Annotated in this window: 10 protein-coding genes and 1 tRNA gene; 2 read left to right on the top strand and 9 right to left on the bottom strand. The window is 57.6% G+C overall.

The window, feature by feature from the left end; all coding sequences use genetic code 11:
• The 7 genes from DUGA2_RS23180 to DUGA2_RS23155 form a co-directional block, all read right to left on the bottom strand.
• Positions 1–3,337 (bottom strand): calcium-binding protein (locus tag DUGA2_RS23180; protein WP_286162318.1); only part of this gene is annotated, 3,337 nt, incomplete at its 3' end.
• On the bottom strand, positions 3,280–4,101 hold the full coding sequence (locus tag DUGA2_RS33725) for a hypothetical protein (RefSeq protein ID WP_141753356.1): 822 nt from the start codon (positions 4,099–4,101) through the stop codon (positions 3,280–3,282). The genes DUGA2_RS23180 and DUGA2_RS33725, both read right to left, overlap by 58 nt.
• Before the next feature lie 190 nt (positions 4,102–4,291).
• On the bottom strand, positions 4,292–5,482 hold the full coding sequence (locus DUGA2_RS23175) for a site-specific integrase (RefSeq protein WP_070271773.1): 1,191 nt from the start codon (positions 5,480–5,482) through the stop codon (positions 4,292–4,294).
• Between the two features lie 627 nt (positions 5,483–6,109).
• A tRNA-Val gene (locus DUGA2_RS23170) sits at positions 6,110–6,184 on the bottom strand.
• 60 nt (positions 6,185–6,244) lie between these two features.
• The gene (gene dnaQ, locus DUGA2_RS23165) at positions 6,245–6,961 is read right to left on the bottom strand and encodes a DNA polymerase III subunit epsilon (protein WP_070271772.1); all 717 of its coding nucleotides are present in this window, start codon (positions 6,959–6,961) and stop codon (positions 6,245–6,247) included.
• A 48-nt stretch (positions 6,962–7,009) separates the two neighbouring features.
• On the bottom strand, positions 7,010–7,450 hold the full coding sequence (rnhA, locus tag DUGA2_RS23160) for a ribonuclease HI (RefSeq protein WP_008448176.1): 441 nt from the start codon (positions 7,448–7,450) through the stop codon (positions 7,010–7,012).
• Positions 7,443–8,216 carry a class I SAM-dependent methyltransferase gene (locus tag DUGA2_RS23155; protein WP_070271771.1) on the bottom strand — a complete coding sequence of 258 codons (774 nt, stop codon included), beginning with the start codon at positions 8,214–8,216 and terminating at the stop codon, positions 7,443–7,445. The genes rnhA and DUGA2_RS23155 overlap by 8 nt, the downstream gene beginning before the upstream one ends.
• A 20-nt stretch (positions 8,217–8,236) precedes the next feature.
• Here DUGA2_RS23155 and gloB point away from each other — a divergent pair, with 20 nt between their 5' ends.
• Entirely contained in the window at positions 8,237–9,043 is an 807-nt protein-coding gene (gene gloB / locus DUGA2_RS23150) for a hydroxyacylglutathione hydrolase (protein ID WP_070271770.1), read from the top strand.
• A 30-nt stretch (positions 9,044–9,073) separates the two neighbouring features.
• Here gloB and aceB read toward each other — a convergent pair whose 3' ends face one another.
• Positions 9,074–10,672, bottom strand: coding sequence for a malate synthase A (gene aceB / locus DUGA2_RS23145; RefSeq protein WP_070271769.1), 1,599 nt, complete (start codon positions 10,670–10,672; stop codon positions 9,074–9,076).
• A 201-nt stretch (positions 10,673–10,873) separates the two neighbouring features.
• On the opposite strand from aceB, the gene DUGA2_RS23140 reads away from it, so the two are divergent.
• The gene (locus DUGA2_RS23140) at positions 10,874–11,785 is read left to right on the top strand and encodes a LysR family transcriptional regulator (protein ID WP_070271768.1); all 912 of its coding nucleotides are present in this window, start codon (positions 10,874–10,876) and stop codon (positions 11,783–11,785) included.
• A gap of 99 nt (positions 11,786–11,884) precedes the next feature.
• Here DUGA2_RS23140 and DUGA2_RS23135 read toward each other — a convergent pair whose 3' ends face one another.
• Complete coding sequence (locus tag DUGA2_RS23135) at positions 11,885–12,088, bottom strand: cold-shock protein (RefSeq protein WP_008448165.1); 204 nt, start codon at positions 12,086–12,088, stop codon at positions 11,885–11,887.
• Positions 12,089–12,125: the final 37 nt, after the last annotated feature.

Here is a 12,125-nt window from a genome sequence, read left to right as displayed (position 1 = left end):
GCACGATGTCGGCGGTCGAAGCGAGGTCTGTGAATTCCAGCACGTCGGTGGAGTTGTCGGTATAGGCATCGACGATGCGGTCCAGTCCATCGCCGACCGCCAGGCGATAGGTATCCGACCCACGTTCACCGATGAGTACATCATTACCTTTGCCGCCAACGAGAATGTCATTGCCGACCCCGCCATTTAAGGTATCGTTACCGGCGCCGCCAAGCAAAACGTCATTACCGCCAAAACCCGCGAGGGTGTCGTTGCCGTCGCCGCCGTCAAGCATATCGGCTGGATCGCCACCATTTAAGGTATCGTTACCGGCAAGACCGTAGACCTTATAACCGACATCGCCCGGAGAGGTCAGCGTATCGTCCCCCGCAGTACCGGTAATCGACGTAACCACGTGGGCTGCGATTGTCGTCCGGTCCCAGCTGACACCGTCACTGAACATGATCTTTTCAATGCCACCTTCATCCGACCCGCCCAACTGGTAGGCGACAGTCACCTGATCGCCGCTTCCATAATCGATCACCAAATCGCCGCCCTGTCGATGCAACACGATGTCGGCGGTCGAAGCGAGGTCCGTGAATTCCAGCACGTCGGTGGAGTGGTCGGTATAGGCATCGACGATGCGGTCCAGTCCGTCTCCAACCGCCAGACGATAGGTATCCGAGCCGCCTTCGCCCGTGAGCACATCGTTTCCCTTGCCACCAACCAGAATGTCACTGCCGACCCCGCCATTCAAGGTATCGTTGCCGGCGCCGCCGATCAATACGTCGTTGCCGGCCCCGCCCGTCAGAGCATCGTCACCGTCACCGCCATCGAGTGTATCGGTCATATTGCCGCCGGTTAGGCTGTCATTCCCGGCGAAACCATAGATCGTGGTCACACTATTTAGTGCCGCCGTCAACGTATCATCGCCAGCGGTGCCGGCCACGAATGTAACTACATGATCAGCAATTGTTGTCCGATCCCAAATAACACCATCGCTAAAGACCATGCTTTCCAAGCTGTTCTCGGCGCTGCCATACCAATTAACGACAGTTACTTGATCTACCTCCGAACTAATGTCAGATTTAATTTTGACAACAAGGTCTGCACCAACTCGTAACAATTCCACATCGCTGGCGCTGGAGATTCCCGGACCGAAAATAATTTTATCGAACCCGCCGGTATCATGAATACGATCCTGTCCATCGCCCTTATTGAACAAGAATATATTGTCCTCTTTTCCACTGTATATCTCGTCGTTTCCGCGACCTCCCTCCAATATCGATGCGAACCCAACCGATACTAACGTGTCATTGCCACCGTAGCCATGCACTTCCGTTTGTGCATTGGATATCGCCACCAGGAAATCATCGCCGGCCTCGCCTTGGGCAAGCGCTTGCGCAATCAGCTGTCCCGCTTCGGCATGGGCGTCAAGTGTTCGGCCATAATTTTCTAAAGTGACCGACATAGATGCTGGATCGGAGAGAAAACCTGCACTTAAAAAAGATTTAACAGCATCAACGTTCACCTTAACTTTGAGCGTATCGCTATCCAGATCGAAACGGACCAGTTTATTTATAGATTGAATTTCGGGCAAAATATCTATAAATTTAAGTTCGACAGCCTTCCTGAGGCTAACATAAGTATCCAGTATTTTATCGTGTTGATTTGGTCCGATCTGCCCCAACCCAAAAGCCTCTCCAAGCAATTGCTCGACAGCATATTTTTGAATAAACGTTTCTGTCGGCTGCTTGAGTGCTCCCGTCCAATTTAAAAGCAAGGAATCAACCAGGGCACTTAGCTGTGAGCTCGATGCCTTCGTTATCTCCTTCACAATTTTCTTAATTTCCCCGGAATCATCCATGGCCATAGCCTGATGCAGGGTCGGCACGTTGCCGGATCCAGCAAAGTCCGGCAACGCCGCGATTTCATCGCTAACCGCTATCTGGGCCGCCTGCACAGTGATGGCTAAATCCGTTTTGAACCAGACATCAGCTAAAACATGGGTTTGCCCGCCAACCAACGAGTAAGTCCCCTGTTGGCGAATTTCATTTCCGGAATCGTCGATGCCTGAGGTATTAGCATAAGATGTACTCAAGGACTGAATGTGTAACTCATTCAGGGTGTGAAGCTCATCCACTGTCGAACGACCATCGTAGTTCTTGTCAATCCACACGCGCAGGGCATTAAAACCTTTGTCAGCGGCGTCAATTCGATGATCTTGATTGTCATCGAGCGCCTCTAACGCTTCAAATCCGTTCGAAGATTGATTTCCGCCAGCGTCCCTTGTTTGATTTCCAAACAGTTCCCGTCCGCTGTCGATGGTGCCATTGCCGTTTCGATCAAGAACTAGCAGGCCATCTCCGCCACTGACCCATCCGGTCAACTCCGAAAAGTTATTTCCGTCGTGATCGAAATGCACGCCAGCTGCGGCAGAGACGGTCGAGATGCCATTGCCATCCAAGTCAAGCACGAGGGGGGAAACTGTCTTCCGCGCCTTATCAAATATATCCCGGGCGTGCTCGATCTCTCCAGGCCAAAGTCCACGCCCTGGTTGATACGGCGTGCTGGTCAGGTTGTTCGCGTCCGGCGCCATTAACTTAGCCAAGTCGAGGACATTCTTGACCGAGCGTAGCATTTGCCCCCCGTCATAGATCCCCGGAACCTGACCAAGCCATTCCGTTGCCATTTTGCGCATCGCTGGATCAGGCGAGTCTTTCATAACCTCCATGAGGTAAAGTACCTCAGAATTTCGGATGAGCGCGTCAGGCCCAGATCCGCCCGTTTCTCTCAGACCATCCCACATTGCCTCCACGCCGGCATCCCCCCTCAGTTTGCGCATCGCTTGGAAAGGTGCATCCAACGTCCAGTTTTCAATTCCGAGACCGTTATTTTCAAAGACAGTCTTGTGAAAATCCCACGTTTCGCTGGCGTTGACGTCGCGAGACACCGACCCACCGCCTTCAGTTGCGATATTAGTCAATGTATCCAGATAGACTTGCGCCATCTCTTTTTTAATCGCGTTTATTTGATCACTGGAAAGATTTTGAGAAGCTCTACCGCCGGCGCCCATCAACGCGGTGCCTTTCAAGAAATCAGTGGCAGCAATACCCGCAATAGAATTTCCGGATGCGACACCATCTGCCCAACCTGCATATTCATATCCGCTATTTTCCATGCGCTTATAAAAGCCATGTAAATCTCCATTGGAAATGAATTGCTGCAAATTATTTAACTGTGTAAGGGAAAGCGGTTCTGGTTTGTTAGACATATGAAATAAAAAATAAAGAGTTAAACTTAGTTTACGCAAAAATTGGTGAGCGACGCGGCGACACGTTGCTTTATTTCCATCCAAGCTGGCAAAAGTTTTCTGTTGAGGCTAACAGAGACCACAGCAGGCAGCTTCGGTTCCAATGTGAATTGCATTTGACATGATGCCGTTGCAAAAATTGAGTTACTACACGAAATAAACGTGGCAGATTGATCTGATGAAGCGCGATACGTGTAAATATTTTTATTTGCCTGATTATTTGGAGGGCGGACGATATTTCCACCGTCAGCGGCAATCGCCGGTCGATACAAATCCAGACCGAAGACGCGCTCCTTTTCACGTACATAGGTGAACGGAAGGTTTACGACATAATTGTTTACCAAGTTGGTAACGCTTTGCGGTCCATAGTAATTTGAGTTGGCGTTGATTCTCACCCGGAGCTTGGTGCTGACGGAATCAGTCCCATGAAACGCCTCCGACTCGCGATTGTTGAGTCGGGGAAGCATCTGCAAATCAGTGTCGAGGCCAAAGTCTCTGATCGGGCGACGGTAGGACGGCGACGCGGCAACCTTGAGGTTGTCATCGAACTCCATCACAGCCAACGCAGCGCTGCGAAGTGCCATCGGCACTCCACCTATGTGCCCGATAATGGCCCCAGTTGCGCCAACATGCGGCAATCGGCCTAACTCCGAAGCACTGAGGCGAATGCAATGTGTCGGCTCAGCATGGATGGGCCGAAAAGCTAGCATCATGCAAGTAAAAAACAGGAATCGGCGAACGATATTATTCGCACGCCGATGGATGCACCATCCATTACAATCAACATCGATATCTAAATGATCATACATTTTCTTCTCATTTCAAAAAATTACCTCAAGTAACTTATGTTGCATTTTGACACAATTTCACCCATCGGAATCTATCCATTTGTCTCACGTTGACTAAAATGGCTCGTCTCAACGCGGTCGCGCGTCCCCATTCCCCAAGCGTCAGAGCAGCAGGCCAGCCCTACCCCGTTAGGTGCGGCTAGCTACGGACTCAGTGGCTACGGCAGCAGTATTCGGCCCAAGCTTGCATCAGTGCAATACGCTTGTCCAGCAGGTCCCCGCGCCGATAGGCGGCCTCCACCCGGTCAGGTAGGCTGTGAGCCAGCGCATGCTCGCACACCTCACGCGAGAAGGAATTGCCGGCCGCCTCCGCACACCAGTCGCGGAAGGTGGAACGAAAACCATGGACCGTGATATCGGTGCGCTGCATGCGCCGCAGCACGGCCGTCAGGCTCATATCGGACAACGGCTGGTCTTTCGTCCCCGGGAACAGCAGCTCGCACATGCACGGCAAGGCGCCCAAGAGGTCCAAGGCGGCGTCCGAGAGCGGCACCCGGTGCTCCTTTCCCGCCTTCATCCGCTCGGCCGGCACGGTCCATAGGCGCGCTTTCAGATCCACCTCCGCCCAAGTGGCGCCACGCACCTCGCCCGACCGCGCTGCGGTCAGGATGGCGAACTCCATGGCGCGGGCGGACACACCCTCGCGGCGGCGCAATTCCATCATGAAGGCGGCGGTCTCGCGCCACGGCAACGCGGGGTGGTTTTTGACCGGAGCCACCTTGCTCGGGTTGGCCAGCAGGTTGTCGAGGTGCCCGCGCCAGCGCGCCGGGTTTTCGCCCTCCCGGAAACTGCTCACCGTCGCCCAGTCGAGGATGCTCTCGATGCGCCCGCGCAGGCGGGTTGCCGTTTCGTTCTTGGTGTTCCAGATCGGCGCGAGCACCTTGACCACGAGGGCGGTGTCGACATCGGCCACCGGCAGCGCGCCGATCACCGGCGACGCGTAGGTCGCCAGCGTGTTTTTCCATTGCGCCACATGCTTGGGGTTGCGCCACCCGCCCTGGTGGGCCTGGATGTAGCCGGCGGCGCACTGGTCGAAAGTCATGCGCCGGGATTGCTGGGCAGCCTGCATGGCACGCGCCTGCTTGCGCTCGGTGAGCGGATCGCGCCCTTCCAGCAATAACAGGCGGCAGGCCCGCGCCAGTTCCCGCGCACGCGCCAAGCCGACGACCTGGGCCGATCCAAGCCCCATCTCGTGGCGTTTCCCGGCGCGCCGGTAGCGGAATACCCAACTCTGCGTGCCCGTGGCGGACACTTGCAACTGCAGGCCACCGCCGTCGGCATAGTAGCCCGGACGCCTGGCCTGGCGCATGCCGAGCACTGTGAGCCGATTGATCTGGGCCATCCCCTCCTCCAAACGCCGCTACACGCCGATTCTAACGCTGCTACGGCATGCGGCATTGATGCAGGAAGGTACGGTGCCGGTAGCTCTTAGGGGAAGATGCCAGCGAAATAGGCCTTGTCAGGCCTAGCGGCGTTTTAGTCCGTCGAACTATTCCAACCCGCCCGCCTACCCCTCCAGCGAGGCTGGATTAGGGCGGACAACGGCGGACGTCACTGGATAGCAAAAAGGCCGTTTCTCCTATGAGAGCGTACAAATAAAAAAACCCGCCGAAGCGGGTTTTTAAAAATACTGGCGGAGACGGTGAGAATCGAAGTCCAGGTACGTCCACAAACGTCCAAAGTCCGCATAAGCACTGCCTGCACAGCAACTTCAGAGTTGAATTGCGGACAGAAATGAAGTCAACTATGGCGGAGACTTCGGCTTCGAACTTAGCTAATAGGCGCATGAAGTCATCAGAGAAAATCGTGGCGCCAAGGGAGGAGCTCGGCACCTCCAGCGTCAATGCAGGTGTCCACACAAGTCCAACCACATCCGCCGACGTTTTCCGTACTTTTTCCGTACTTTTCAGTAGGGCATGAAAAAAGGGCTTTACGATTTCTCGTAAGCCCTTGATATCAAACGTATTCTTGGTGGGAAGTGCAAGTTTCGAACTTGCGACCCCTGCAGTGTGAATGCAGTGCTCTACCCCTGAGCTAACCTCCCGAAGCGGGGCGAATTATCGCACACATCCTCCCGACTAGGGAAGACCCGCAATGAAAATTATCAGCCGGCGGCCGGCGGCGCCATGGTCGCGGTCCAGATGCACTGCCCCTTGACCGCCTTGTCCAGCCCGGCCAGCGTGGCGGCATGCGCAGCCAGCTCGTCTTCCGAGGCCGGCATGAAGATGATGTCGGCTAGCGGCACCGGCTCCAACAGCTCGGCGCCGGCCACCACTTCTTCTTCCGCATCCATGCCCAGGCTGTTCTGCCCGCGCGTCATCGCCAGGTAGACGTCGGCCAGCAGCTCGGCATCGAGCAACGCGCCGTGCAGCTTGCGGTGCGAGTTCGACACGCCGTAGCGGTCGCACAGCGCATCGAGCGAGTTGCGTTTGCCGGGATGGAGTTCCTTGGCCTGCACCAGCGTGTCGATGACACCGCCGATGTGGCTGCTGAAGTCCGGCAGGTTCAACAGCTTGAACTCGTGATTCAGGAAACCCAGATCGAACGGCGCATTGTGGATGATGACTTCGGCGCCCCGTACGTACTCGCGCAACTGCTCGACGATCTCGCGGAACTTCGGCTTGTCGCTCAAGAACTCGGTGGTCAGGCCGTGGACGTTCAGCGCACCCTCTTCCGATTCGCGCTCCGGATTGATGTAGAAGTGGAGATTATTCCCCGTCAGCATGCGGTTGTGCAGCTCGACGCAGCCGATCTCCAGGATGCGGTTGCCCAGCTTGGGGTTGATACCGGTGGTTTCAGTATCGAGTACGATTTGGCGCATAGTGTTCCGTGATGAATCTGGTCGTCAAGTATAACAGGCCGCGGACGGTCAACGGCTGCGGGCCAGCTCGACGCCGCGGTTGGCCAGCATGTCGGCCCGCTCGTTGCCCGGGTGGCCGTTGTGGCCGCGCACCCAGCGCCATTCGACGGTGTGCATGGCCTGGGCGGCGTCCAGCGCGCGCCATAGGTCTTCGTTCTTGACCGGCTCCTTGGCGGCGGTCTTCCAGCCGCGCGCCTTCCAGCCGTGTATCCACTCGCTGATACCTTTTTGCACATACTGGCTGTCGGTGTGCAGCGTCACCATGCAGGGACGCTTGAGCGCGTTCAACGCTTCGATCACCGCCTGCAATTCCATGCGGTTGTTGGTGGTGTCGCGCGTGCCGCCGCAAATTTCCTTTTCGGCGCCTTCGGCCACCAGGAATGCGCCCCAGCCGCCGAGGCCGGGATTGCCCTTGCATGCGCCATCCGTAAAAATCTCTACCTTATCCATCCTGCTGTTCCCGCCTTTTATTTGTTGCCGGGACGACCGCGGGGGCCGACGCCGTTTTTTTGGTCCAAGCCGGACCGATCAAATGCATGCCTTTCACGCGCTTGATCGCTTGCACGATGTAGACGCCGCCGAAATACGGCCACCAGCGCGAGCCGGCATTATCCATGAATGCGTAGCGATGCAGCCATTTTTCCGTGCGGCAGGCTGGCGCGTAGCAGCCGAAATGACTCTGGCTGGCGCCCATATTCAATAATTTTAACCAGTCTTTCATGCGCGGCATAGAGATCAACTCCTCCGTGCGCGGCAGGAAGGAGGTGCCGCCGACGCGCCGCAGCACATGGCGCGCGCCCCACAGGCTGGCCGGGTTGAAGCCGCAGATGATCAGCTGTCCTTCCGGGATCAGCACCCGCTCGACTTCCCGCAACACCTGGTGCGGATCGGTGGAAAATTCCAGCACGTGCGGCAGCACCACCAGGTCTATCGATTGCGAAGCGAACGGCAGCTCGGTGTAATCGAGCGTCAGCGAGACCGGTCGCAGCCCGGCACCCGGACGCACCTTGCGGTCGGCCAGCAGCTTGTACGGCATGCGGCTGGCCGCCAGTGCATCAATTTGAGGCATGCCGATCTGCACTGCGTTGTATCCGAAGATATCGGCTGTTAAATTATCGAGACAGGTTTGTTCCCACTCACGCAAGTACACACCGGCGGGCGTTTGCAGCCAGCCTTCCAGCGCTATAATGGATTTCTCCGATCCTGCCTTGTCCATGCCCAGCCTTTTGCGATCCAATGACCAATTCTTCTACTCAAGCTCTTAGTGTTCTGACGGTTCCCGCGTTCCACGACAACTATCTGTGGCTGATTCATGACGGCAGCCACGCCGTCGCAGTCGACCCCGGTGACGCCAAACCCATCCTGGCGGCACTCAAGGCGAACGGGCTCAAGCTCACCGCCATTCTACTCACCCATCACCATGCTGACCATATTGGCGGCGTTCCTGAATTATTACAGCATTATCAGGTTCCCGTTTTCGGCCCGCGCAACGAGAGCATCGCCGCCATCACCCTGCCCGTCGGCGAAGGCAAGCAGATCGACGTGCCCGGCCTGCCGTTGCGGCTGTCGGTGCTGGACGTTCCCGGCCACACCATGGGCCACATCGCCTACGTGCGCGAGCCGTCCGGCGACGAGCCGACCTGGCTGTTCTGCGGCGACACGCTGTTCGCCGGCGGTTGCGGACGCCTGTTCGAAGGCACGCCGGCGCAGATGATCAGCTCCCTGGGCAAACTGGCCGCGCTTCCCGATGATACCAAGATCTACTGCGCCCACGAATATACGCTATCCAATCTGCGCTTCGCGCGCGTGGTGGATCCGGATAATCTGGCGCTGCAGGAAAGAGTGAAGACGGAGACCGACAAGCGCGAGCACAATGTGCCGACGGTGCCGAGCACGATAGGCGTGGAAAAGGCGACCAATCCCTTCCTGCGCTACCGGGAGACGGCCATCGCCGAACAATTGGTCAGCGCCGGACGGCTGGACCGCGTCGATACGCCGCTGGCCACCTTCACCGCGCTGCGCTTGTGGAAAAATGACTTCTAATGAAAAACGGCCCTTGCGGGCCGTTGGTTTTTAGATCTCTTCGTACAGCGGCAGGGTCAGGAACTCTGCGAACTCGGTCGAGGTCGACATCTCTTCAAAGATGTGGCCGGCGCGAACGTAGGTCGGACCGTCGCCGCCAGGCGCATCGCGCTGCACCTTGACCAGTTCTTCCTTGATCATTGCGCGCACCATGTCGGCAGTGACTTTGCGGCCGTCTTCCAGCACGCCCTTGTCCGAGCGGATCCACTGCCACACTTGCGAGCGGCTGATTTCCGCCGTCGCCGCATCTTCCATCAGGTTGTGGATAGGCACGCAACCATTACCGGCCAGCCAGCTGCCCAGGTAGTGGATACCGACGTTGATGTTGTAACGCAGGCCGGCTTCGGTGATCGGCGCTTCCGGCTTGAAGTCCAGCAGTTGCGCGGCGCTCACGTCGATGTCCGGACGCTGTTTGTCGATCTGGTTGGGCTTGTCGCCCAACACCTTGGTGAACTCGGTCATCGCCAGTTCCACCAGGCCCGGGTGGGCAACCCAGCCGCCGTCGTAGCCGTCGGTGGCGTCGCGCGCCTTGTCGTTGCGCACGCCGCCCATGGCGACTTCGTTTTTCTCCGGATCGTTCTTGATCGGGATCAGCGCAGCCATGCCGCCGATCGCCGGCGCGTTGCGCTTGTGGCAGGTCTTCAGCAGCAGCAAGGCGTAGGCGCGCATGAACGGCGCGGTCATCGTCACCTTGGCGCGGTCGGCCAGGCAGAAATCCTTGTCCAGCTTGAACTTCTTGATGCACGAGAAGATGTAGTCCCAGCGGCCGGCGTTCAGGCCCGAGCTGTGCTCGCGCAGTTCGTACAGGATTTCATCCATTTCGAAGGCGGCCAGGATGGTCTCGATCAGCACGGTGGCCTTGATCGTGCCTTGTGGCAGGCCCAGTTCGTTTTGCGTCATCACGAAGATGTCGTTCCACAGGCGGGCTTCCAGGTGCGACTCCATCTTCGGCAGGTAGAAGTAAGGGCCGGCGCCGCGCGCCAGTTGCTCTTTGGCGTTGTGGAACATGAACAGCGCGAAGTCGAAGATGCCGCCGGAGATGCGCTTGCCGTCGACCAGCACGTGCTTCTCGTCCAGGTGCCAGCCGCGTGGGCGCACCACCAGCGTCGCGATCTTGTCGTTCAGCTTGTAGGACTTGCCGTTCTGCTCCAGCGAAATGGTGCGGCGCACAGCGTCGAACATATTGATCTGGCCGGTGATCTGGTTGTCCCAGTTCGGCGTGTTCGAATCCTCGAAGTCGGTCATGTAGCTGTCGGCGCCCGAGTTGAAGGCGTTGATGACCATCTTGCGCTCGACCGGGCCGGTGATTTCCACGCGGCGGCATTCCAGCGCCTTCGGAATCGGTGCGATCTTCCAGTCGCCGGCGCGGATGTGCGCGGTTTCAGGCAGGAAGTCGGGACGCTCGCCGGCGTCCAGGCGCTTGGCGCGCTCGACGCGCACAGCCAGCAATTGTTGGCGGCGCGATTCGAATTCGCGCGTCAGCTTGACCACCAGCGACAGTGCCTCGGTGGTCAGGATGTTTGCGTAACCAGGCTTGATCTCGCCCGTGATTTCCATGCCTGCCGGCAGAGTGATGGTGGACTGCGTCATGTGCTATCTCCGAAAGAAAATATTAACTACAAGATCAAATTATAAGCACTGGCCTTCTTGTTGCACGCCGATTCTTTTAGTGTGCAGGCTCAGTTACGCCCCGATATGTTTTACAGTATATTCACTAATAAGTTATGCAAACAAGACTAAAAATCACATCATCTATGCGTTTTTATCACAAGTGACGGGGACAGCAAGCTCATGGGTCAATTCAGGCAGATTTCCACCTTCGTGGAGGTGGTTTCCAAGGGCAGCCTGTCGGCCGCCGCGCGCGCCGAGGGCATCGCCCCGGCCATGATAGGCCGTCGCCTGGATGCGCTGGAAAGCCGTTTGGGTGTCAAACTTTTGCAACGCACAACGCGCAAACTGGCGCTGACCAACGAGGGCGCAGCGTTTCTTGAGGATTGCCAGCGCATCCTGGCCGAGCTGGAGGAAGCCGAAACCGCCGTCGCCGAACGCAGCGCGCACGCCACCGGCCACCTGATGATCTCTGCGCCGGCCGGTTTCGGGCGCCAGCACGTGGCGCCGCTGATCCCGTCCTTCCTGGCCGAGCACCGCGACGTCAGCGTCACCCTGAACATGAGCGACCGCGTGGTCGACATCGTCGGCGAAGGCATCGATGTGGCGATCCGCATCGCCAGCCTGTCCGACTCCAACCTGGTCAGCGTCAAACTGGCCGACAACGAGCGCGTGGTGGTGGCCGCGCCCTCCTACGTCAAGCGCCACGGCGAACCCAAGACGCTGGCCGACCTGGCCAAGCACAACTGCCTGGCGATCAGCAGCGAAGGCAGCCAGCGCGGCTGGACCTTCCGCGACAACGGCAAGAATGTGGTGATGAAAGTCAGCGGCAACATGGGCAGCAACGACGGCCAGGTGCTGCACGACTGGGCGCTGGCCGGCAAAGGCCTGGCGTGGCGTTCGATGTGGGAAGTGGGCAACGAGATCGAAGCGGGCAAGCTGCAGACCGTGCTCAACGAGCATTCGGCGCCAGGCAACGATATCTACGCGGTGTTCGCGCAGCGCCGCCACCTGCCGCTGCGGATACGGGCGTTCGTGGACTTCCTGCGGCACACCTACGCGCAGCCGGACTACTGGCGCAAATCCTGGAAATAGCGGCGGGAAATCATGCAGTTTTAACAGCCCGCACGAAAACGCGGGCGAAAAAAAATCCTCGGGTACCGAGGATTTCTTTATTTCGTTTGATTCAGCGTATTACAGTGGCTGAATGTTCGAAGCTTGCTTGCCCTTAGGACCAGCGGTCACTTCAAAAGAAACGCGTTGGTTCTCTTGCAGCGACTTGAAGCCTGCGGACTGAATCGCCGAGAAGTGAGCGAACAGATCTTCGCCGCCTTCGTCCGGGGTGATAAAGCCGAAGCCCTTCGAATCATTGAACCATTTTACGATACCAGTTGCCATTACAATTCCTATTTCAGTTAAGTTGGGCTTGCGCCCG

This window comes from Duganella sp. HH101 (genome assembly GCF_001758795.1).
GTDB lineage: Bacteria > Pseudomonadota > Gammaproteobacteria > Burkholderiales > Burkholderiaceae_D > Rugamonas > Rugamonas rivuli.
The sequence above is the reverse complement of the archived record's forward strand: the minus strand, read 5'-3'. Positions and strand labels throughout refer to the sequence as shown.

Bases quoted from the DNA above. Each gene is read 5' to 3' on its own strand.
- DUGA2_RS23175 (WP_070271773.1), bottom strand. From the start codon at position 5,482: ATGGCCCAGATCAATCGGCTCACAGTGCTCGGCATGCGCCAGGCCAGG.
- DUGA2_RS23155 (WP_070271771.1), bottom strand. From the start codon at position 8,216: ATGGACAAGGCAGGATCGGAGAAATCCATTATAGCGCTGGAAGGCTGG.
- aceB (WP_070271769.1), bottom strand. From the start codon at position 10,672: ATGACGCAGTCCACCATCACTCTGCCGGCAGGCATGGAAATCACGGGC.
- gloB (WP_070271770.1), top strand. From the start codon at position 8,237: ATGACCAATTCTTCTACTCAAGCTCTTAGTGTTCTGACGGTTCCCGCG.
- DUGA2_RS23135 (WP_008448165.1), bottom strand. From the start codon at position 12,088: ATGGCAACTGGTATCGTAAAATGGTTCAATGATTCGAAGGGCTTCGGC.
- dnaQ (WP_070271772.1), bottom strand. From the start codon at position 6,961: ATGCGCCAAATCGTACTCGATACTGAAACCACCGGTATCAACCCCAAG.
- DUGA2_RS23140 (WP_070271768.1), top strand. From the start codon at position 10,874: ATGGGTCAATTCAGGCAGATTTCCACCTTCGTGGAGGTGGTTTCCAAG.
- rnhA (WP_008448176.1), bottom strand. From the start codon at position 7,450: ATGGATAAGGTAGAGATTTTTACGGATGGCGCATGCAAGGGCAATCCC.
- DUGA2_RS33725 (WP_141753356.1), bottom strand. From the start codon at position 4,101: ATGTATGATCATTTAGATATCGATGTTGATTGTAATGGATGGTGCATC.